Source organism: Metabacillus flavus, assembly GCF_018283675.1.
Taxonomy (GTDB): domain Bacteria; phylum Bacillota; class Bacilli; order Bacillales; family Bacillaceae; genus Metabacillus_B; species Metabacillus_B flavus.
Map to the genome: position 1 here is coordinate 1,107,235 of NZ_JAGVRK010000001.1, position 22,331 is coordinate 1,129,565.

The 22,331-nt window shown below is 45.3% G+C and carries 21 protein-coding genes; 19 read left to right on the top strand and 2 right to left on the bottom strand.

Annotated features, from left to right (window positions below):
* The first annotated feature begins 21 nt into the window (after positions 1-21).
* The 6 genes from hemE (at position 22) to J9317_RS05815 (ending at position 7,736) form a co-directional block, all read left to right on the top strand.
* Positions 22-1,065: a uroporphyrinogen decarboxylase gene (gene hemE / locus J9317_RS05790; RefSeq protein ID WP_211556940.1), complete on the top strand. Its 1,044-nt coding sequence runs from the start codon at positions 22-24 to the stop codon at positions 1,063-1,065.
* A gap of 113 nt (positions 1,066-1,178) precedes the next feature.
* Positions 1,179-2,111 (top strand): ferrochelatase, encoded by a 933-nt coding sequence (gene hemH, locus J9317_RS05795; RefSeq protein ID WP_211556946.1) that lies wholly within the window; start codon positions 1,179-1,181, stop codon positions 2,109-2,111.
* Positions 2,112-2,126: 15 nt separating this feature from the next.
* The gene (hemY, locus tag J9317_RS05800; RefSeq protein ID WP_211556947.1) at positions 2,127-3,527 is read left to right on the top strand and encodes a protoporphyrinogen oxidase; all 1,401 of its coding nucleotides are present in this window, start codon (positions 2,127-2,129) and stop codon (positions 3,525-3,527) included.
* A gap of 113 nt (positions 3,528-3,640) precedes the next feature.
* On the top strand, positions 3,641-4,213 hold the full coding sequence (locus tag J9317_RS05805) for a TetR/AcrR family transcriptional regulator (RefSeq protein ID WP_211556948.1): 573 nt from the start codon (positions 3,641-3,643) through the stop codon (positions 4,211-4,213).
* 76 nt (positions 4,214-4,289) lie between these two features.
* A complete protein-coding gene (locus J9317_RS05810) occupies positions 4,290-6,497 on the top strand; it encodes a YhgE/Pip domain-containing protein (RefSeq protein ID WP_211556950.1) in 2,208 nt (735 codons plus the stop codon).
* Between the two features lie 213 nt (positions 6,498-6,710).
* Positions 6,711-7,736 (top strand): LacI family DNA-binding transcriptional regulator, encoded by a 1,026-nt coding sequence (locus J9317_RS05815; RefSeq protein WP_211556952.1) that lies wholly within the window; start codon positions 6,711-6,713, stop codon positions 7,734-7,736.
* An 86-nt stretch (positions 7,737-7,822) separates the two neighbouring features.
* Here J9317_RS05815 and yhfH read toward each other — a convergent pair whose 3' ends face one another.
* Positions 7,823-7,957, bottom strand: coding sequence for a protein YhfH (yhfH, locus tag J9317_RS05820; protein ID WP_211556955.1), 135 nt, complete (start codon positions 7,955-7,957; stop codon positions 7,823-7,825).
* A gap of 220 nt (positions 7,958-8,177) precedes the next feature.
* On the opposite strand from yhfH, the gene J9317_RS05825 reads away from it, so the two are divergent.
* From J9317_RS05825 to J9317_RS05850, 6 genes are all read left to right on the top strand, one after another.
* A complete protein-coding gene (locus tag J9317_RS05825) occupies positions 8,178-8,951 on the top strand; it encodes an MBL fold metallo-hydrolase (protein ID WP_211556956.1) in 774 nt (257 codons plus the stop codon).
* Positions 8,938-9,927 (top strand): lipoate--protein ligase, encoded by a 990-nt coding sequence (lplA, locus tag J9317_RS05830; RefSeq protein WP_211562156.1) that lies wholly within the window; start codon positions 8,938-8,940, stop codon positions 9,925-9,927. Before J9317_RS05825 ends, lplA begins: the two co-directional genes overlap by 14 nt.
* 501 nt (positions 9,928-10,428) lie before the next feature.
* Positions 10,429-12,144, top strand: a complete 1,716-nt coding sequence (locus J9317_RS05835; protein ID WP_211556959.1) for a pyruvate oxidase — start codon at positions 10,429-10,431, stop codon at positions 12,142-12,144.
* Positions 12,145-12,334: 190 nt separating this feature from the next.
* Positions 12,335-12,982 (top strand): OmpH family outer membrane protein, encoded by a 648-nt coding sequence (locus J9317_RS05840; RefSeq protein ID WP_211556961.1) that lies wholly within the window; start codon positions 12,335-12,337, stop codon positions 12,980-12,982.
* Between the two features lie 127 nt (positions 12,983-13,109).
* The gene (locus J9317_RS05845) at positions 13,110-14,672 is read left to right on the top strand and encodes a fatty acid--CoA ligase family protein (protein ID WP_211556962.1); all 1,563 of its coding nucleotides are present in this window, start codon (positions 13,110-13,112) and stop codon (positions 14,670-14,672) included.
* The gene (locus J9317_RS05850) at positions 14,669-15,445 is read left to right on the top strand and encodes an enoyl-CoA hydratase-related protein (protein ID WP_211556964.1); all 777 of its coding nucleotides are present in this window, start codon (positions 14,669-14,671) and stop codon (positions 15,443-15,445) included. The genes J9317_RS05845 and J9317_RS05850 overlap by 4 nt, the downstream gene beginning before the upstream one ends.
* Positions 15,446-15,853: 408 nt before the next feature.
* Here the strand turns inward: J9317_RS05850 and J9317_RS05855 are convergent, their stop codons facing one another.
* Complete coding sequence (locus J9317_RS05855) at positions 15,854-16,225, bottom strand: hypothetical protein (protein ID WP_211556967.1); 372 nt, start codon at positions 16,223-16,225, stop codon at positions 15,854-15,856.
* An 80-nt stretch (positions 16,226-16,305) separates the two neighbouring features.
* Between J9317_RS05855 and J9317_RS05860 the strand changes: the two genes are divergently transcribed.
* The 7 genes from J9317_RS05860 to J9317_RS05890 all read left to right on the top strand — a co-directional run bounded on the left by J9317_RS05860 (position 16,306) and on the right by J9317_RS05890 (position 22,126).
* A complete protein-coding gene (locus J9317_RS05860; RefSeq protein WP_211556969.1) occupies positions 16,306-16,857 on the top strand; it encodes a helix-turn-helix domain-containing protein in 552 nt (183 codons plus the stop codon).
* A 14-nt stretch (positions 16,858-16,871) separates the two neighbouring features.
* On the top strand, positions 16,872-17,594 hold the full coding sequence (locus J9317_RS05865) for an AzlC family ABC transporter permease (RefSeq protein ID WP_211556970.1): 723 nt from the start codon (positions 16,872-16,874) through the stop codon (positions 17,592-17,594).
* Positions 17,587-17,895, top strand: a complete 309-nt coding sequence (locus J9317_RS05870; RefSeq protein ID WP_211556971.1) for an AzlD domain-containing protein — start codon at positions 17,587-17,589, stop codon at positions 17,893-17,895. Before J9317_RS05865 ends, J9317_RS05870 begins: the two co-directional genes overlap by 8 nt.
* Positions 17,896-17,966: 71 nt before the next feature.
* Positions 17,967-19,235, top strand: coding sequence for a M48 family metallopeptidase (locus J9317_RS05875; RefSeq protein ID WP_211556972.1), 1,269 nt, complete (start codon positions 17,967-17,969; stop codon positions 19,233-19,235).
* A 118-nt stretch (positions 19,236-19,353) separates the two neighbouring features.
* The gene (locus J9317_RS05880) at positions 19,354-20,370 is read left to right on the top strand and encodes a DUF2332 domain-containing protein (RefSeq protein WP_211556974.1); all 1,017 of its coding nucleotides are present in this window, start codon (positions 19,354-19,356) and stop codon (positions 20,368-20,370) included.
* A gap of 22 nt (positions 20,371-20,392) precedes the next feature.
* Positions 20,393-21,559, top strand: coding sequence for a GNAT family N-acetyltransferase (locus J9317_RS05885; protein ID WP_211556976.1), 1,167 nt, complete (start codon positions 20,393-20,395; stop codon positions 21,557-21,559).
* A gap of 30 nt (positions 21,560-21,589) precedes the next feature.
* Entirely contained in the window at positions 21,590-22,126 is a 537-nt protein-coding gene (locus tag J9317_RS05890; protein ID WP_211556978.1) for a GNAT family N-acetyltransferase, read from the top strand.
* Positions 22,127-22,331: the final 205 nt, after the last annotated feature.

Sequence of the window (22,331 nt, forward strand, 5' to 3'; positions counted from 1 at the left end):
ATCAAGTAAGGTGGGAGAATCATGGAGTCTAAACAATTCAATGATGCTTTTTTAAAGGCATGCAGAGGGGAAAAAACAGATCACGTGCCGCTATGGTTTATGAGGCAGGCAGGACGCTCCCAGCCGGAGTACCGCAAGATAAAGGAAAAGTACGGCTTGTTTGAAATCACTCATCAGCCTGAGCTGTCAGCTTATGTGACGAGGCTGCCAGTTGAGCAATATAATACAGATGCAGCCATCCTGTATAAAGATATTATGACGCCGCTTCCTGCAATCGGTGTAGATGTAGAAATCAAGACAGGCATCGGTCCGGTAATCAGCAATCCAATCCGAAGCCTTCATGATGTTGAAAAGCTTGGAGAGATTCATCCGGAGCAGGACATCCCCTATATTCTTGAAACCATCCGGATCCTCACTCAGGAACAGCTGAGTGTGCCGCTTATCGGCTTTGCAGGAGCGCCATTTACCCTTGCCAGCTACATGATTGAGGGCGGTCCATCGAAAAATTACAATAAAACGAAAGCGTTCATGTACGCAGAACCGAAAGCATGGTTCGCTCTGATGGACAAGCTTGCTGATACGATGGTTACCTATGTGGAGTCACAGGTGAAAGCAGGAGCAAAAGCGATCCAGATCTTTGATTCCTGGGTTGGCGCCTTGAATGTTCAGGATTACCGCACCTTTATTAAACCAGTGATGAATCGGATCTTTACAAGCCTGGCACCTCTAAATGTTCCGCTTATCATGTTCGGCGTCGGCGCGAGTCATTTAGCGAAGGAATGGCATGATCTGCCGCTCGATGTAGTGGGTCTTGACTGGAGATTGCCGATCAGTGACGCGCGTGCGATGGGTCTGACGAAGACACTTCAGGGCAATCTCGATCCTGCCATATTGCTTGCTCCGTGGCATGTCATTGAGGAACGTTTGAAGGAAATCCTGGATGAGGGAATGAAATCCGACAGCTATGTGTTTAACCTAGGGCACGGCGTATTCCCGGAAGTTCAGCCGGCAACGTTAAAAAAAGTAGCCTCCTTTGTTCATGAATATTCCGCTTCAAATAAATGATTGAAAAACATTCCAAGAGCATCCCGCTTGGAATGTTTCCGTCTGAAATGGCAAAATGGATTACATAGGGAAAAGGATTGTGTTTCTTTTCACAAAACAGAAGAGGTGCATGAATGATGAAAAAGAAGATGGGACTTCTTGTGATGGCTTACGGAACTCCATATAAAGAAGAGGATATTGAGCGCTATTATACGCACATCCGCCGCGGCAGACCGCCTGCTCCTGAAATGCTGCAGGATTTAAAAGACCGCTATGAAGCAATTGGAGGCATCTCTCCTCTTGCTAAAATTACTCAGGATCAGGCAGAAAAGCTTGAGCAGCACTTAAACAGCATCCAGGATACTATTGAATTTAAAATGTATCTTGGCTTGAAGCATATTGAACCTTTCGTCGAAGATGCAGTGAAGCAAATGCATGAGGACGGCATAACAGAGGCTGTCAGCATTGTTCTTGCTCCGCATTATTCTACCTTCAGCATCAAATCCTATAATGGACGCGCACAGGAAGAGGCCGAAAAACTTGGCGGGCTGACCATTACTTCTGTTGAAAGCTGGTATCAGGAGCCGAAGTTTATCCGCTATTGGTCGAACAGAGTTAAAGAAACCTTCAATTCCATGTCCGAAGAAGAACGGGCAAAAGCAGTCTTAATCGTTTCAGCCCACAGTCTTCCGGAGAAAATCATTGCAGCAGGCGACCCTTATCCGGATCAGCTCCAAGAGACAGCTGAGCTAATTACAGAGGCAGCCGGCGTCAAAAATTATGCCATTGGCTGGCAGAGTGCAGGAAATACCCCGGATCCTTGGATTGGTCCGGATGTTCAGGATTTAACACGCGAGCTTTATGAGGAAAAAGGCTTCCGCAGCTTTGTCTATACTCCTGTCGGATTCGTTGCGGATCACCTCGAAGTTCTTTTTGATAATGATTACGAATGCAAAGTTGTAACAGACGAACTTGGTGCAGCCTACTACCGTCCTGAAATGCCGAATGATCAGGCTGAATTTATCGATTGCCTGGCAACAGTCATAATGAAGCATCTTCAAATGTAATGTAAAGAAGGCGAAATGATGGAAAAGAAAAAAAGAGTGGCAATCCTCGGCGGAGGTCTAACCGGTTTATCCGCGGCTTACTATCTTCAAAAAGAGCTGCAAGAGGACGTAGAAATCACACTAATTGAAGCTAGTCCGCGGCTTGGAGGCAAAATTCAGACGGTCCGGAAAAATGGATGCATCATTGAAAAAGGACCTGATTCTTTTCTTGAGCGAAAGGCGAGTGCTCCGCAGCTTGTGCGGGAACTCGGTCTTGAAAACCAGCTGGTAAACAACTCTACCGGCCGTTCGTTTGTCCTGTTAAAAGACGGTCTTCATCCCATTCCGGGGGGAGCTGTTATGGGGATCCCTACTCAGGTTCGCCCATTCGTCACATCAGGTTTGTTTTCGTTCTCCGGGAAACTGCGTGCAGCTGGAGACTTTGTTCTTCCTAAGGGAGAGCGTAAAGGCGATCAATCGCTCGGCCAGTTTTTCAGAAGAAGACTTGGAGATGAGGTCGTTGAAAATCTGATTGAGCCGCTCCTCTCAGGCATCTATGCCGGAGACATAGATAAGCTTAGCCTGATGTCTACATTTCCGCAGTTTTATAAAACTGAACAGGAGCATAGAAGCCTGATTTTAGGAATGAAAAAATCATTGCCTCCAACGAGTCAGAAGCATGATCCTTCTAAAAAAGGAATATTTCAAACTCTGACCGGAGGACTTCAGACACTAATTGAGGCTCTTGAAAAAAATCTCAGTTCGGTCAAAGTGACGAAGGGCACAAAGGTCACGGGTCTTCAGAAGAAGCCGTCAGGGACGTATTCATTAGAACTAAGCGGGGGGACCATGATGGAAGCGGATGCGGTTATTATGACAATCCCGCATGCGTCCGCCGGCAGTCTCTTGAAGGAGAGCGAGTTTGATTATTTCAGGACAATGGAATCTACGTCGGTTGCAAACGTAGCGATGATTTTCCCCAAAGAGAACGTTCGAATGCTAAAAGAGGGAACTGGCTTTGTCATATCGAGAAACGGCGGGTATTCAATCACTGCCTGCACATGGACGAATAAAAAATGGCCGCATACAGCACCTGCTGATAAAGTGATTTTGCGGGCGTATGTCGGCAAAGCAGGAGAAGAAACCATCGTTGATCAAACAGATGAACAGCTCGTGAAAATTGTTCTGGAAGATTTTAAAAAAGCAATGGAAATTACCGGATTGCCGGAAGACTATGTTGTAAGCCGCTGGAAAAAGGCGATGCCTCAGTACAATGTCGGCCACATGGAAAATGTTCGGAGAATCTATAGCTTTGTCAGCAAACAATACCCTGGTCTTTTCCTTGCAGGAGCCTCGTTTGAAGGAGTGGGACTGCCAGATTGTATTGATCAGGGAAAAGCCAGCGTTGAACAAGTAAGGCAATATTTGCATTTGTAGAGCCAGCTGAAAAAGCGGCTCTTTTTTTCTTGCATTGTTTGCTTAAGGCGTGTATATTAAAAGTACTAACTGACTAAAATGTTCATTTGGTCATTTTTAGGAGTGGAACTGAAGTGAGTGTAGACCGGAAGCAATTAATTATCGAGGCGGCAAAGAAATCCTTTACGCAGTTTGGATACAAAGCAACGACGATGGACATTGTAGCAAAGCATGCAAATGTAGCAAAAGGGACGATTTATACATTCTTTAAAAACAAGGAAGAACTGTTTGGTGAAATCATTACGACTCTTTTAGCCGAAATCAAGCATGCAGCTGATGACGCAATCAGTCCGGAATGCAGCTTTTTTGAAAATGTTCACCGTGCACTGTACAGCGTGCTTGAATATCGGAAAAAGCATCAGCTTACCATCAAGATCTTTCAGGAGAGCACCGAGCTCGGTACTCCTGCCGTCCAGGAAGTTGTAGCCCGTCTCGAAGGAATGGTGATCGGCTACATTAAGCAAAAGATTCATAAAGCAATAGCTAAAGGAGAAATCCGCCCATGCGATCCGGAGCTGACCTCGTTCCTCATGCTGAAGCTTTACATTTCTCTTATTTTTGATTGGGAAAAACATCACGATCCGCTTCCTAAAGAAAAAATAGCTGAACTATTTGAACTTTATTTTCTAAAGGGATTATCCGCTTAGGATAGCCTATCTTTTTTGGTGAAAAATGACTAAATGAACAATATAGTCAGATGTACATTTACAGGAGGTTTTATACATGTCACTGCTCGCAAAAGAGTGGAAGGCGCTAGTTACAAACAAGAAAATTTTGATTCCCGTCATAGCGGTTCTCTTTATCCCTGTATTATATGCAGGAATGTTCTTATGGGCATTCTGGGATCCATATGAGAATCTTGAAGATCTTCCGGTAGCCGTTGTCAACCAGGATAATGGCGCTGAATATGAAGGAGAAAATCTGCAGGTAGGGAAAGAGCTTGTGGATAATCTAAGGGATAATCCAGAGTTTAAGTGGAAATTTGTTGATGAAAAAACAGCAGATCAAGGTCTTAAAGATCAAAAATACTATATGAAAATTGAAATTCCAGAGAATTTTTCAGCAAATGCAACAACCCTGCTGGATGATCAGCCGAAAGAGCTTGAAATGAAGTATGTTCCAAATGAAGGATTTAACTTCCTTTCTGCTCAAATTGGTAATACGGCAGTCGAACAAATTAAAGAAGAAGTGGCAAATGAAGTAACTAAAACGTACGCAGAAAGCATCTTTGGTAAAATTGGAGAGGTTGCAGACGGCTTGGGTGAAGCAAGTGATGGCGCAGCTGAAATCGATTCCGGAACTGGAAAGCTTAAAGATGGATCAGGAAAATTGAAGGAAAATCTGGCTAAGCTTGCAGAGAGCTCAGTTACCTTTAAGGAAGGTCTTCAATCAGCTTCTGACGGTACAACCCAGCTTTCTAAAGGAGCTGCAGATCTTGATAAGGGACTTGGCCAATTAAACCAAGGATATACAAAGGTTGAAGATGGCTCAAAGGCTCTTGCAGATGGGAATGCTAAGCTGGCAGCCGGTTCGAATGAACTGTACAGCAAAATGCAGGAACTAAACCAAGGTGTGCCTCAGCTTACGGATGGAACGAAAAAAGTAAGTGAAGGAGCCACTGCCCTTAACCAGGGATTGACACAATTTGATGCAGGCCAGCAGGATGCCAAAAAAGGTGCAGAGCAGCTTGCAGCCGGCATCGATCAGCTTCAGGCAAATATGAAGCAGCTGGAACCTGTACTTGCAGCTCTTCCGGAAGAAAAGCGTAACGAATTGACCGCTGCTCTTGAACAGCTCAACCAGGGCAGTGATAACCTATCAGCCGGAGTCGGCAAACTTGCTGAAAATTCAACGGTCATTGCCGGAAAATCAGGTGAGCTTGCTCAGGGAGCTACTGCTGTTTATGAAAACCAGCAAAAGGTTCAAAACGGCGTCAGCCAGCTAACCGAGGGCCAGAAAAAACTAAACACTGGTTTGAATGATGCTTCCAAAGGGGCTAATGAATTCAGCCAGGGCGTAGCGTTATTCGGCACGAAACTAGGTGAAGCAAAAGAAGGTTCCGCGCAATTGGCAAGTGGGAGCACGGAACTGAATTCCGGAATTTCCAAGCTTTCAGATGGATCTGGCCAACTTGAATCCGGAGCAGGCAAGCTTGCAAATGGAGCCGCTGATTTAGATAAAGGGGTCGGCGAACTTTCCGGCGGTACTTCCGAGCTCAGCTCTGCACTTGCAGATGCTGCAGATCAAACAAAAGAAACAAAAGGGTCTGACCCGCTTTATGACATGATGGCTAAGCCTGTTGATGTTAAAAATGAAAAAATTAATGAAGTGCCGAACTATGGTACAGGGTTTACGCCTTACTTCCTTTCACTGGGATTATTTGTAGGAGCATTGCTGATCTCTATCGTTTACCCTCTTAAACAGTCGGTGGGAGAACCTAAATCAGCGCTCTCATGGTTCTTTAGTAAATTTGGCGTATTGCTTGCCGTGGGAATAATTCAGTCCTTAGTGGCAGACGCGGTTCTGCTGATGGGCCTTCAAATTGAAGTCCAGAATGTCGGTTTGTTCATCCTGTTCAGTATTCTGACAAGCTTAACATTCCTTGCACTGATTCAATTCTTTGTAACTTCCCTCGGCGATCCGGGACGATTTGTAGCTATTGTTATTTTGATTTTGCAGCTGACAACCTCAGCAGGAACTTTCCCGCTTGAGCTTATACCGGAGCCTCTGCAAATCTTTAACTACTGGCTGCCGATGACGTACTCTGTTGCCGGATTTAAAGCCGTTATTTCAAGCGGCGACTACGGTTATCTGGGTACCCAATCCCTTGTCTTAGCCGGTATGATGCTGCTCATGATCATTGGGACCATCACGTATATGTTTTTCCAGGTTCGGAAAAACAAGCAAGAAGTTTCTGAAGAAGCACTTTAATAGAAAGCAAAACCCGGCTCCTTTATAGGACCGGGTTTTTGTATGTGTAAAATCATCCTCATCGCAACAGTGGATGAAGCAGAAATCAGCGGCAGCGGGGAAGAAGTCAGCAGAAAAAGTATTCTCTATGAATCTTTTATTGAAATTATGAAAGCATTTTCATATAATGGAAAATGTAAGCGCTTGCTTATGTTGGGGAGAGGTGGGAGAGAAATGGCAACGATCGAAGACGTGGCAAGAAGGGCAGGGCTTTCCCGGACAACTGTGTCAAGGGTAATTAATGAACACCCCTATGTATCAATTACGAAAAAAAAGAAGGTAATGGAAGCCATGGAGGAGCTTGGGTATGTTCCTAACTCGGCAGCGAGGAGTTTAAGAAACCAGCGGACAGGTGTTATTGCCGTTCTGATTCCACGGGTGATGAATCCTTTTTTCAGCCAGCTCATTGAGACACTGGAGCACGCAGCATCCGAAAGCTTCCACCAGCTCATTATATGTCAAACACAATATTCCGCTAAAAAGGAATTAACGTATTTAAATCTGCTGAAAACAAAGCAAGTGGATGGAGTCATCCTCACATCAGCCGAGAATGACTGGAGTGTTATTGAGGAATACCTCGATTACGGACCAATTGTTCTGTGCAATGAATTCGAAGAGAGAGCCAATGTTCCGATGGTTTTTATGGATCAAAAGGAAGCAGGCTACAAGGCAACGAAACACCTGATTGAAATGGGGCACCGGAAAATTGCCTACTGCTGTGGAAGGTACCGAAGCAACGTTGCGAGTGCCCGCGAGGAAGGCTTTAGTAAAGCGCTGGCAGAAGCAGGACTTGTTTTCGATGAACGAGATGCATTTCGTGAAGCAATAACTAGTGAAGATGGAATCGATATTTTCAATAGCATTCGAACAAGAGGCTCTAACAGGCCAACCGCTATCTTTACAGGCTCTGACGAGGTTGCAGCCGGCATCGTATCAGAAGCGGCCCGCAGCAATTGGAGCATCCCGCGCGACCTTGCCGTAACAGGCTTCGACAATCAGGTGATCACTGAACTGATGAATCCAAGAATTACGACTGTAGAACAGCCTGTTTGCGAGATGGCTCTGAAAACGATGGAAGTCATGATGGCTAGAATCAGATTGAGGCAATTCACAGGCAGGGAAATGCACAAGTTTTATATGAAGCTGATCATACGTGAATCAACGAAAATGCAGGCTGAACTGGCAAGGATTCCATATTAAATGGAGGAAGCCGGTTTGGCTCTTTTTATTAGGGCAGTGAGGGAATGAAACAAACAAAAAAAGAGCCTCGCCGGCTCTTTTTTCATTTACAGATCCTGTACATTCATACAATTGCTGCAGGTATTTCCATAGCATTCATGCTGCTCTTCAATTTCTTTTCCACATTCTGCACATTGTTTACCGGGCAAATTTCTGAAAAATTCAGTCAAATTAACTAACATGTTATCCCCTCCATGTTGTTTTGATATTTATATTGTATTATAACAGAAACAAAAGGTCAACTCCTGTTTTGTAACAAACTGCAAAAATAGCAAAAATGGGCAGATGGTCTTCTCAGAATAATTTATCGCACAGAACAGAAATGCTTTCAGCTTGCGGTTCCACGGATGTATTGGGTATATTGAAGGGTAGGAAATCATTTAGGAAGCAGGAGAGTGAACGATGAAATTAACCATAATCGGACACTGGGGCGGTTTTCCCGGCCCAGGAGAAGCCTCATCCGGGTATTTGCTGCAAAAGAACGGTTTCAATTTGCTGATCGATTGCGGAAGTGCTGTATTATCACAGCTGCAGTTTTATATGCCTTTGAAAGAGCTGGATGCTGTTCTGATTTCCCATTATCACCATGATCACGTTGCAGACATTGGCCCGCTTCAATACGGACGGCTTGTTGCCGGTTTTCTGGAAGAGGACATTCCCGTTTTGCCGATTTATGGACATAATGGAGATAAAGAGGGGTTCAGCAGGCTAACCTATAAACATACGACGCTTGGGAATGCTTATAATCCAGATGAAACACTTGAAATTGGACCCTTTCAAATAAGCTTCCTAAAAACAAATCATCCCGTGGAATGCTACGCGTTCCGGATTACAGATGGAGAGTCTGTCATTGTTTATACGGCAGATTCAAGCTTTAAAGAGGAATTTATTCCTTTCGCTGAAGGGGCTGACCTGCTGATTTCCGAGTGCAATTTCTATGCAGGGCAGGATGGAAAAAGCGCTGGACATATGAACAGCCTCGATGCTGCGGCTATTGCGAGAGATGCCGGTGTAAAACAGTGCATCCTGACCCATTTGCCGCATTTTGGGAATCATGAAGAGTTACTTGCAGAAGCAAAGACCCTTTACAAAGGTTCGCTGTCTTTAGCATCAAAAGGTTTAACATGGTACCGAGACGAAGGAGGAAAAGCGAATGGCCCAAATGCTGTTTATTGATAATAACCATATTACGGATCCAAGAATGAATCTGGCAATCGAGGAGTACTGCCTCAAAAATTTAGACCCCGAACAATCCTATCTGCTGTTTTACATAAATGAACCTTCCATCATCATTGGGAAAAATCAGAATACGATTGAAGAAATTAACACGAAATATGTGGAGGAACAGGGACTTCATGTAGTAAGAAGGCTCTCAGGCGGAGGCGCGGTATATCATGACCTTGGCAACCTGAACTTCAGCTTTATCACGAAGGATGATGGTGACAGCTTTCATAACTTCAAGAAATTCACCGAACCGGTGATTGAAGCGCTGAAGAAACTTGGTGTTAACGCAGAACTCAGCGGACGGAATGATATCCTCGCTGAAGGCAGGAAAATCTCAGGCAATGCCCAGTTCACAACGCGAGGAAGAATGTTCAGTCATGGAACGCTCCTGTTCGATTCTGAAATGGAGAATGTCGTGTCTGCCCTCGTCGTGAAAAAAGATAAGATTGAATCAAAAGGGATAAAATCGATACGCAGCCGCGTTGCAAACATCAGTGAGTTTTTGGAAAAGAAAATCACAATCGAAGAATTCAGATCGCTCTTGCTCAGCTATATTTTTGATACAAACGGGGAAGTCCCTCAATATGTCTTAACAGAAGATGATTGGGACAAGATCCGCAAACTTTCAGAAGAACGCTATCAAAATTGGGAGTGGAATTACGGAAAGTCTCCGAAGTTCAATCTTCAGCACTCCCATCGCTTCCCAGTCGGACAAATTGATGTCCGGATGGAAGTAAGCAAAGGAATCATCCATGAGTGCAAAATCTACGGGGATTTCTTCGGCGTAGGCGATGTTGCTGAAATTGAGGAGCTGTTGACGGGAGCCCGCTATGAAAAATCCGAGCTTGATAAGCTGATGAGACCAGTCAATGTCCAGCAGTATTTCGGAAATGTATCGAAGGAACAGTTTTTAGATTTGCTTTATTAAACGGGTGACTGGCGTAAAAGGGATTCCTTTTACGGCAGTTTTTTTGTGAGGAAAGGTGAGGTGGTGCCTGACCCGCGATTCTTCACCGCAATGGGGGACAGAGACAGAGGCTATTGAACCCTTGTGTATCAACAGATTGAAGAGAGCGGTGCCAGAGCTTTAGTACGGTGAAATTTTTGGGGACTGACACGGTGCCAGTCCCGTTCTTCTTCACCGCAGCGGGGGACAGAGACGCAGGCCGCTGAATCCTTACGTATCAACAGTTTGAAGTGGGTGGTGCCAGAGCTTTAGTACGGTAAAATATTTGGGGACTGGCACCACCACCGCCACTGTCATCAAATAATTCTTTCCTCTGCGTTCTAATCAATAATTTTCAGCAACTCGTCTTACCGTTTCCTGCTGTGACTTGTTAAGCTTCCGCCTTCCTTACTTAGATTCAAAATTCTCGAAGCGGGTATTGAAGAAAGTAAGCTTTCTCGATATAGAAAGGGATGAAATATCATGGCGAGAACTGGGGAAATCATGGCTGAGATCCTGGAAAAGTGGGAAATCGACCACCTTTACGGAATGCCGGGGGATTCCATTAATGAGTTTGTAGAAGAATTAAGAAAAGCGAAAAACGAATTGCGATTTTATCAGGTTAGGCATGAAGAGGTGGGGGCCCTTGCAGCGTCTGCCTATGCAAAGCTCACAGGAAAAATTGGAGTCTGTCTTTCTATTGCAGGGCCAGGAGCCATTCATTTGCTTAACGGACTATATGATGCAAAAGCCGACGGCGCTCCTGTATTGGTATTGGCAGGGCAGGTACATAGCACACAGGTAGGAACCGACGCCTTTCAGGAAGTCAATTTGGAGCGTATGTTTGATGATGTCGCCGTATATAACAAGCGTGCCGAATCCCACGAGCAGCTGCCGGATATGCTGAATCAGGCAATCCGAACAGCTTATGCTGAAAATGGGGTGGCTGTTTTAATTGTGCCGGACGATCTGTTTGCTGAAAAAGCGGAATGGGATCAGCCCTTAACTTCAGATATATTAGCAGATACAACCGGATTCCCTGATCAAAAAGACATGAAGCTTGCTGCAGAAATGATTGAGCGGGCCAAGCGTCCTGTTATTCTCGCAGGAAAAGGCGCGCTCGGGGCAAAAGAGGAATTGGCCTTATTTGCCGAAAAAATCGGCGCACCTGTCGCCGTTTCCCTTCCAGGGAAAGGCGCGATTCCTGATTTGCATCCGCATTGCCTTGGGCATATTGGCCAGCTTGGGACAAAGCAATCCTATCAGGCGATGCAGGAAACCGATTTGCTGATTATGATCGGAACGTCTTATCCTTACCGGGAGTTTTTGCCGGACAGGGCGGACGCGATTCAGATTGATCGTGAGACAAAGTTTATTGGCAAGCGGTATCCGGTTGCCTGCGGGCTAAATGGTGATTCCAAACGAGTCTTGGAGGCGCTGACGGCAACCGTTTCTTATAAAGAGGACCGGAAGTTTCTCGAAGAAAGTCAAAAGAGGATGAAAAGCTGGAGGAAGGAAATCGAAAAAGATAAATCAGAAAAAACCGATCAGCTCATGCCCCCGCAGGTCATGGCAGAAGTTCAGCAGGTTCTTGATGACGACGCGATTCTGTCCGTTGACGTCGGAAATGTTACAGTCTGGGCGGCGCGGTATCTTGACCTCGATCGTCAAAAAATGGTCATTTCAAGCTGGCTTGCAACCATGGGCTGCGGTCTTCCGGGTGCAATAGCTGCCAAGATTGCCGAACCGGATAAGCAGGTTTGGGCGTTCTGCGGAGATGGCGGTTTTTCAATGGTCATGCATGATTTTGTAACAGCCGTCCGCTACAAACTGCCCATCGTCATCGTTATTTTCAATAACCAGAAGCTCGGTATGATTCATTACGAGCAGCAGGAAATGGGCCACATTGAATATGGAACCGAGCTCGGCAGCATAGATTTCGCAAAGTTCGCGGAGGCATGCGGCGGAATCGGGGCCCGCATCCAAAACCGCGAGGAAATGAGGCTGGCTCTCAAGCAGGCGCTCAAAGCTGATAAACCTGTGATTCTGGATGTTCAAGTTGAAGAAGAACCGCCTCTTCCGGGAAATATATCATACGGTCAAGCTATTCATTACACTGAATATATGGTGAAGAAATTCTTTTCCGATAAAAGTGTGACGATTCCTCCCATTGGTAAAAGCATCAAGAGGTTGTTTTAAAGAAAAGCCTGCGGGTTTTTCTTTTTTGTTTTATGAGATTTTCGCAAACTATGTGCTTTGAATAGATAGGCTAAACAATTTTGTCAAATAATCAATTTTAAAGAATCTTTTATACAAGAAGGATTATTTTTGAAAAATTCCGCCTTTTTCCATGTTAAAATGGAATTATCAAGAAATCGGGAGGCGGAAAATGACATTTTTAACATGGATAGGTATGTTATTGCTTGCTGTGCTGATCTTTATGGTTATCAGGCTTCATGAATCGGTTAGAAGAAAAATTGCCATTGGAGCCGCTGGAATTCTTGCTGTTTTTTTCCTCATGCTCGACCAGCCGGCGACAAGCAGACAAGCCTCTGTGATAGAGGAAACGCCGGTAAAGACAGATCCCTCTTCTGACGAAGAAATTCAGAAGCTAAAGCAGCAGCTGGAGGAGGCTGAGAGCAAGAAAAAGGAAAATGAACAAGTCGCTGAAACGCTGAAGCAGCAGCTGGCTGATGCAGAAGCGAAAAAAACGGAGGACATTCAGGCAGCCGTTAAAGCAGCGGAAGAGAAAATGGCTAAAGCTCATCAGGAAGAGATGAAGCAGGTTCTGGATCATGCCTTCAAGCAGTCAAATGAAAAAGCAGAGCCTGTCCAAGCCTATGATGACAGTACCGGTGATCCTGAAACACCGTCGGATAAGCCTTCCGAATTCGATCCTTTTGGGCCTGATTTGGATTGCGGAGACTTTCCGTCACAGGCGGATGCACAGTCTGTTTATGAGACTGCCGGAGGGCCGGGGAAGGATCCGCATGATTTGGACCGCGATAATGATGGAATGGCTTGTGATGTCAACTAAGCTCTCCATTTTTAGGAATATAGTCGGTTTTATCCCTTGTTCAATTCGTTTTCTTTTAATATAATATATTTAGAATTTTTTTAAAATATAATGAATGACTATTCATTCATTGTTAGGGGTTGGGAGAATGAATGTAAGTTCACGGTTATCTGAAACAGCTGGGCAATATGGGGAAAAGCCAGCTTATTATTTTGAAGGGCAAGCTGTTTCTTACAGTCAGCTTGATGGGATGGTCAGCCAGTTTGCAGCCAGTCTGCAATCGATGGGTATTGAAAAAGGAGATCATGTAGCGTTATTGCTTGGAAATTCTCCATATTTTGTTATTGGTATGTATGGGGCATTAAGAGCAGGTGCAACCGTTATTCCGGTGAATCCGATTTATACGCCGGCTGAGATTGGGTATATCCTGAGCAATGGAGATGTTAAAGGGGTCATTGCACTGGATTTGCTGCTGCCGATGTTTGAGCAAATGGATGCGCAGCTCCCTGTACTTGAGCATATTATTGTTTGTGAAACTCCTCCATCAGAGAATAAGCAATTTAATCTGGAGAACGCATCGATTCGGCCAAAAATGAAATCGTTTACAAGTATGCTGTCAGCTAGCAGTACGGGTTATAGCCATCCAGAGCTTGAGCCAGAGGATCTTGCAGTTATTTTATATACATCGGGTACAACTGGGAAACCGAAGGGCGCGATGCTAACTCATAAAAATATTTACAGCAACGCATCAGATGTTGCCGCGTATTTAAAAATGAATGACCAAGACAAAGTCGTTGCAACTCTGCCGATGTTTCATGTCTTTTGCCTGACAGTGTCCTTAAATGCTCCGCTAATGAACGGTGCTTCGCTCATTATTGTGCCGCGGTTCAGCCCTAAAGAGGTCTTCAGGCTGATCAAGGAGTATAAGGCAACCGTGTTTGCGGGAGTGCCGACCATGTATAACTTTATGCTCCAATATGAAAATGGACTTCAGGAAGATGTTGAGTCATTAAGGCTGTGCATTTCCGGAGGAGCCTCCATGCCCGTTGCGCTCCTGAAGGGCTTCGAACAAAAATTCAAAGTCGTTATTTCAGAGGGATACGGATTATCTGAGGCATCACCGGTAACGTGCTTTAATCCTCTGGACCGTCCGCGAAAAGCCGGTTCAATCGGAATGAATATCCTAAACGTTGAGAACAAAGTGGTGAACGAACTTGGCGAGGAACTCCCTCCGAATCAAGTGGGAGAACTGATTGTGAAAGGGCCCAATATTATGAAGGGCTATTATAAAATGCCCGAGGAAACCGCCCACACCATTCGTGACGGGTGGCTCTATACGGGTGACCTTGCCAGAATGGATGAGGAAGGCTACTTCTACATCGTCGACCGCAAAAAGGACATGATTATTGTCGGCGGGTATAATGTATATCCGCGCGAGGTAGAAGAGGTGTATTACAACCATCCTGAAATTACAGAGGCTGCGGTGCTTGGAATACCGGACCCAGAGCAGGGGGAAGCGGTTCTGTGCTACATAGTGACGACCAATCCGGATTTAACAGGAGAGGCCCTGATCGAGTATGGAAAGGGCCAGCTTGCCAAATACAAAGTTCCGTCCGTCATCGAATTTTTGGATGAACTGCCTAAAAATACAACCGGAAAAATCCTCCGCCGTGCACTCAAGGAGCAAGTGGCAGAGCGATCGCGATTATGAGTCTGATTGATTTTTCAAAGGTAAATGGTATAGCCCATATCACCATTAATCGTCCGGACGTACTGAACTGTTTCAGCTACCAGACGCTGCTTGATCTGGAACAGGCAGTGGAAGAAATCCGGATTGACCGGGAAATTCGAACAGTCATTATCAGAGGCGCCGGAGAAAAAGCGTTTAGTGCAGGAGCGGATCTGAAGGAAAGAAAGACACTCACAGATGAACAGGTGAAACGGAATCTGTTTAAAATGGGCGAAGTGCTGACTAAAATAGAACAGCTTCCTCAGCCTGTCATTGCGGCTATTAACGGCTTTGCATTCGGCGGAGGACTGGAGCTTGCATTAGCCTGCGATTTCCGGATTATGTCTGATCATACGCAAATTGGCCTTACCGAAACAGGACTTGGAATTATACCAGGAGCTGGCGGAACACAGCGCCTGCCGAGATTGATCGGTACGTCCAAAGCACTCGAACTAATTGTAAAAGCGAAAAAATTGAATGCAGCGGATGCGCTTGCTTACGGTTTAATTAATGAAGCCGTTCCATCTGAGCAGCTGATGGATACGTGCATGGATTGGTCCGCAGCTATCGCCCAAAACGCGCCTATTGCGGTGCAGCAGGCTAAGTTCGCTGTGAAAAATGGAATGAATACTGATTTGCAGACAGGCATGCAGATTGAACGGAAGGCATACGAAGTAACAATTCCAACGGAGGACCGGTTAGAAGCGCTTCAGGCATTCAGCGAGAAACGCAAACCGGAGTTTAAAGGAAAATAATGAAGGAACGGCTGGCTTAAAAAGGGGTAACGGTGCCTCTTTTTGGGGCAGCTTTTTTGTGCGGGGGCGGTGTGCAGTACATAGACCTTAGGGTTTCGCCGCTCAATCGGTGTGAGGTGCCAGACCCGTCATGCTTCACCGCATCAGGGGACAGAGGCACCATCCGATAAACCCTTGTGGCTCAATGGCTTTCGGAGGAGGTGCCGGAGCTTTAGTTCTGTAAAAACTTTGGGGACTGGCACGGTGCCAGTCCCCTAATCCTTCACCGCAGCGGGGGACAGAGGCATCAGCCGATAAACCCTTATAGCCCAACGGTTTTCAAAGGAAGTACCAGAGCTTTAGTACGGTAAAATACTGGGGGACTGGCACCACTTCTTTGAGCTCCGACTTCCATCCTCTTTTCATTCCTCATTTCCCCCAAGCCTCATCTGCAATAGATGCAACATCAGGATCAGAATGAAAGTTGTAGTCTTTTATACGGCTGGTATCAAAAAACAGGGTCTCCTTTTTTCCTTCAAAAAGCTTGATTGAATAAGCATATCCGGCCCCTTTTTCCTGGTTTTTATCCGTTATGAATTTTACGTTTTTCAGTTTGGCAAGGAAATCTTTTACCTTTGATTTGTCCTTGATGTCCTTTGTTGTGCCATCTCCTTTTGTAAGGTAAACCGCGGTCACCTTATTCAAATCCTTCCCGTAAATTTCAGAAAATGTTTCGGTCTGAGGCTTACAGCCGGCTGCAATGCCTGCAAACAGAATCGCCGATATAAGAATTTTTCTCATGAATCTCCCCCCCTAATAATCAAACTTGTTCGAAAAATCAAACAAATGTATACTATATAAAACATTGTGAAGGAGCAGAGATGATCGATATTCAAAAGCAGATTTCGATGAATCTAAAACGGATCCGTAAGATGAGGGGCTTGAGTCTGGACAGGGTTTCTGCCCTTTCCGGGGTGAGCAAAGGGATGCTCTCCCAAATTGAAAATGGGGATTCGAGCCCGACCGTGTCCACTCTTTGGAAAATTGCCAATTGTCTGGAAGTCTCCTTTTCTTCTTTAGTCGAAGAAAAAGAGAGTGAGGTTTCAGTTGTTAGGGGGATAGAAGCGGCGGCGATCAAAGGAAATGAAGATTTGTATCAAGTATTCTCCTATTTTCCTTACGAGGAATCCCGCCGTTTTGAAATTTACCGTATGGAGCTGCTGCCAGGCTGCCGTCAGGTATCAGAACCGCACCATGGAGGAGCAGAGGAATATTTGTATTCGGCAGAAGGCAGTATTTCGGTTACAATTGGAAGCCGGGTAATCACCCTGGATAAAGGGGATGCGTTGAGATTCAGGGCTCACGAGAATCATATTTATGAAAATATTACCAATTACAAGGCGGTTTGTCATCTGCTAATTTATTATCCATGATAGGAGGGGATCGTATGCAGCCAGCTGCTGCATATGAAAGAAAATCATCGTTCGGAGAGGGTATGCAAGCGGGCATTTCGATTGCGGTCGGATATATGCCGGTTGCCCTGACGTTTGGGTTAATTGCCAAATCAACCGGCTTAAGTCTTGGTGAAGCGGTGATGATGAGCTTGTTTGTTTTTGCAGGAGCCGCTCAGTACATATCATTAAATCTGATTGCAGCGGGTACGGGTGCTTTTGAGATTGTTTTTACGACATTTATTATGAACATCCGCCATTTCCTTATGGCTGCATCTCTAAATGAGCGGGCGGAGGACGCACCTTCGTGGAAAAAAGCTTTATACGCATTCGGGATAACGGATGAGACGTTTTCGGTTGCATCCTTGAAACAGGGCAGGCTCACCGCAGGCTACTTGTTTGGATTAATTTTCATCTCTTATTCGAGCTGGGTTGTGTTTACCGGGATTGGCCACTGGGCAGGGAATCTGCTCCCCGTTCTTCTGCAGGAGAGCATGTCGATTGCTTTGTACGCCCTCTTTATTGGTCTCCTTGTGCCTTCACTGAAGGGACAGCGCAAAGTCATGGTCCTTGCGGCAAGTGCGGCTGTCATCAATACCCTCTTTGTTCTATCCGGCTATTTATCGGCAGGCTGGTCGATTGTGCTTGCCACGCTTATCTCCTCTGTCGGGATTGAATTGATCTGGAGAGGGAGAAAGGAGGAGGCGTCAATTGAATGAATCCATGATCCTCCTAATTGCGGGAATGGCTGTTGTAACCTACATTCCAAGGATGGTTCCCTTCCTTGTTTTCAGAGTTGCGGTTCTTCCTGATTTCCTTCAGAGTGTATTGAAAAATGTGCCTTACGCCATCCTCGGGGCTTTGATTGTTCCCGCCATTTTCATGACGGATGGGGGATTCATGTTCGGTGCGGTGGGAGCGGCAGCCGCATTGGCAGCCGGGTATTTTGGATGGAATGTTATTTTCGTTGTGCTTGCTTCGATTCTAGCTGTGATGGGATATGGCTACTTTTTTAGCTGAGCAGTTCTATTTAGGCCCTGTTTGTCTTACACTAGTACAAACAGGGCTTGGTTCATGAGGAGGACGGCAGCATGCGAAGATGGCTGACTGCAGCGGTACTGGGTTATTTTTTATACGGCCTTTTTATTTATTGGTATTTATTTATGACGTCAGACGGAGCTCTCCCGCAGCATCTGGAAGGGACCCCCGCTGATCCGAAAACCTTTATGAACGGCAGGGAGCTTCTGCTTTCTGAACAATATTCGAAAATAAAAGACTTTCTCTTTTTTGTGACAGCGCCATTTGAATGGTTTTTGTTTTTAGTCATGCTCATAACCGGACTTGCGCGGAAGTTTCAGCATTGGGCAGAGGGAACATCCCGTTTTTTTGCAGTGAGAACAGCCATCTTCTGGTTCTGGGTTTCGCTTGTCATAAGTGCGGTTTCTCTGCCGGTTGAATACATCAGTTATCATTTGTCCAAATCCTATCACATTTCCACACAGACATTCCCGAGCTGGATGAAGGATCAGCTCATTGATTTCTGGACGAATTACGCCATTATGGTTCTCATTGTGGGAGTGCTTGTTTTTCTGATCCGCAAATTTAAAAAGCGCTGGTGGCTGGCAGCCTGGGGGCTGTCTGTGCCGTTTACCTTGTTTCTTATGTTCCTTCAGCCGGTCGTCCTTGACCCGCTTTACAATGATTTCTATCCGCTGAAAAATAAAGAGCTTGAGACGAAAATCCTTGAAGTGGCAAAGCGGGCTGATATTCCAGCCGAGCATGTGTATGAAGTGAATATGTCGGAGAAAACGAATTCGATGAATGCATACGTTACAGGAATCGGATCGAACTCAAGAATTGTCTTATGGGATACAACGCTTAAAAAGCTTGATGAAAAGGAAATTCTGTTCATCATGGCTCATGAAATGGGTCACTACGTAATGAAGCACATTTACGTAGGGATTGGAGGATATCTGCTGCTTTCGCTTGCCGGATTGTACCTCGTAAAACAGCTGATGGATTGGCTGATCCGCCAAAGAGGAAAAAGGCTGAATATCGAGTCCCCCAAGGAACTTGCGGCCATGCCTCTTTTCTTTCTGCTGATTGGTGTGCTTTCTTTTGCATCCAGTCCGCTTACTAACGCGGTTTCCCGCATGCAGGAAAAATCTGCGGATATGTACGCGATTGAAATGACCAGGGATAAAGAATCCGCAGTGCGGAGCTTCCAGGAGCTATCACGGAGCGGATTAAGCCGGGTCAATCCTCCGGAACTGGTCAAGCAATTCCGCTACACCCATCCTACGATGGCCGAACGGATTACGTATATGGATGAACTGGTTATCCTGGAAAATAAAAAGTAGCATCGCCGAGTGTTCAATCCTTTTAGGGTTGGCACTCTTTTTCATATGAAAGGAAAAAAGGGAATGGGAGAGGAGATGAAGAAGGTAGTAAGGTAGATCATTCGAATGGGGGGATGGAATGAGGACATCTAACGCATCACAAATATTTTTGAATTTCTCAGCAAACGAATGCAAAGGCTCGAGCAGGCTGTACGAAATCCTGTCAAAAGAGATGGCTCAAGACAGGGAATTGCTTGAGCTTTCATTAAAAGCCAGAGCGGGGCAGCCCCTTCCGAACCTGTTTTTTGGAGCAGTCCATTACCTGCTGCTGAAAGGCACAGATAACAGGCTATCTGAGATTTATCAAAATTCTGTAAATGAGGAGAGCTGGTTTCCGGCGTTTAAGGAGTTTTGTCAGGAACATAAAGATGAAATTGTCTTCCTGCTTAAGACGAAGCTTGTCCAGACGAACGAAGTCAGAAGATGTGCTTACCTTTTTCCTGTTTTTCAATACATATATGAATTGACGAACAAACCGCTTGCCTTGCTTGAGATAGGGACGAGCGCCGGGCTGCAGCTGCTTTGGGATCAGTATGCCTATTCGTATGGAACGGAAGATGTGTATGGAAACCCCTCATCCGATTTTCAGATCCAGTCGGAATGGATTGGGAACAAAGAGCCTCCTTTGAAAAAGTACGTTCCTCCCGTCTCTGTAAGAATGGGATTTGATTTAAATATTGTGGACGTAAAGGATCAAGAGGAGTACTTGTGGATGAAGGCGCTCATTTGGCCCGAACACAAAGAGCGCCTTGCAATGTTTGAGCGGGCAGCAAGCTTAGCGGGCTCGCAGCCTGTCCAATTTTTTGAAGGGGACGGGACGGCGCTGCTGGCATCCGCTGCTGAAGCCGTTCCAGCTGATTCCGTCATCTGTGTGTTCCATACACACGTTGCCAATCAGATGCCTGACGAAGCAATAGAGCGGCTGCTTTCAAGCATACAGGAAATAGGACGTAGACGAGATGTGTTCCACCTCTACAATAATATAGAGGATCGTCTTCTGCATTTGGATTATCGATTGGAAGGGAAAGCGTATACGGAAACAATAGCGGAAACCGATGGCCATGGGCGCTGGTTTAAATGGCTGCTGGAAAAATAGCTAACTATAGGAGGCATGCATAATGAACGTTATTCAGCTAGGAAAAGAATGGTTCAAGGAAGCAACGAAGCTATCAGAATATGCATTTATTTATAAGGTTCCTGAATCTGAATTGGAAGAAAGACTGCAAGTAATGGAAAGGCATCATCAGCTATTTGGAATTTTAGAGATGGAGGAGCTTGCCGCAAAGTTCCATTTCCTGACCCATGATATATATTTTAATGGACAGAAATTGAAAATGGGCGGCTTGGCCGGTGTAGCGACCTATCCTGAATACAGAAGACAGGGGCATGTAAGGGAAATGCTGACGTTTGTCCTTGAAAAAATGAAGAGTGAAAATGTGACGGTATCCATGCTTCATCCGTTTAACGTTGCGTTTTATAGAAAATACGGATGGGAGCTGTTCAGCAGCCGCCAAAAGACCACGCTATCGGCAGGTGACCTGAAAATCCAGAAGCATGTCGGCGGTACGGTTAAGCGTTATAACAAAGAGACACATAATGAAGATATTGAGCAAATTTATGAGTCCTTCGCATCCCGCTACACCGGAATGCTCGTCCGCGACCGTGAGTGGTGGATGCGTGCCATTTATGATGAGGAAACAACAGCCGTTTATTATAATGAAAATGGAGAGCCGACCGGATACATCCTTTATCAGTTTAAGGAAAAGAAACTCCTTGTAGATGAATTTGTCCCGCTCGATCCAGAGGCAAGACACGGCCTTTGGAATTTCATTTGCCAGCATGATTCCATGGTTAAAGAAGTAGAAATGGACACCCATGAAGCGGAGCCGCTCTTTTTTGCCCTGCCTGAGCCACGACTAAAAACCGAGCGCAGACCATACTTTATGGCGAGGATTGTAGATGCGGAAGCGTTTCTTGCAAACTATGCATTTACACCTGGAACAGAGGTGCTGGTTCATGTGACCGACCATCATGCACATTGGAATAACGGATCATACTTAATTGGACAAAACGGAGCGGCAAAAAAAATATCAGATGCCGAAGCAGTAGCATCGGACCTTGAGGGGGTAGATCTTTCCATTAACGCACTGACAGCCATTCTCTTTGGCTATAAAACCCCTTCAGAGCTTTTTCAGCTTGGAATGGCAGGAGGCAGCGCCGAAGAAATCATGCTGATGGAAAAAGCTGTGCCTAAGCATGAGCCATTCTTTTATGACTTTTTTTAAATGATGATGAAATAGCAGGAGGATTCCTACATGATAACAGGCAAAAAGATTTATCTTAGATTTTTTACGCTCGAAGATGCCTCTGAAAGACTTCGTCTGCAGCAGGAGAACAGAGCTTTTTTTGAAAAGTTCTCTATGGAGCGGCAGGAAAGCTTTTATACATTGGAAGCCCAGGAACAAGCTATTGCCAATCAGATAGAAGGCAAGGAAAATGATGAGGAATACCAATTTGGTATTTTTACAAAAGACGATGTTCTTATTGGAACCATCAATCTATTCTTCGTTGCGCGCGGAGCGATTCAGAGCGGATTCATCGGTTATTTTATGGATGAACGGTATAACGGCAGAGGGTATACAACAGAAGCAGTAAATTTGCTTGTTCAATACGCATTTGAAGAATTAAAGCTTCACCGTATTGAGGCGGGAGTGATGCCTCACAATATCGGTTCCATTAAGGTCTTGACCAAGGCCGGCTTTCATAAAGAAGGTCTGGCGAGAAAAAATGTGAAAATCAATGGCAGGTGGGAGGATCATGAGCTGCTGGCGATTGTGAATCCGAAGGACTGAAAAAAGTACTAAGATTAGCAGCGCAACCCAAGGACATGGATTGTGCTGCTATTTTTATGAAAAGGTAGAGATTAGGCTGTGACAGCCCCTGAACTTTGAGTTCGCATTAAAAACAGACATGCTTAAACACCTTCGCAAAATAAAGGTACATTGCTGCCGCTATTTTTCGGAGGTTTTTTTGCGTGGGCAAACAACTATAGTACTG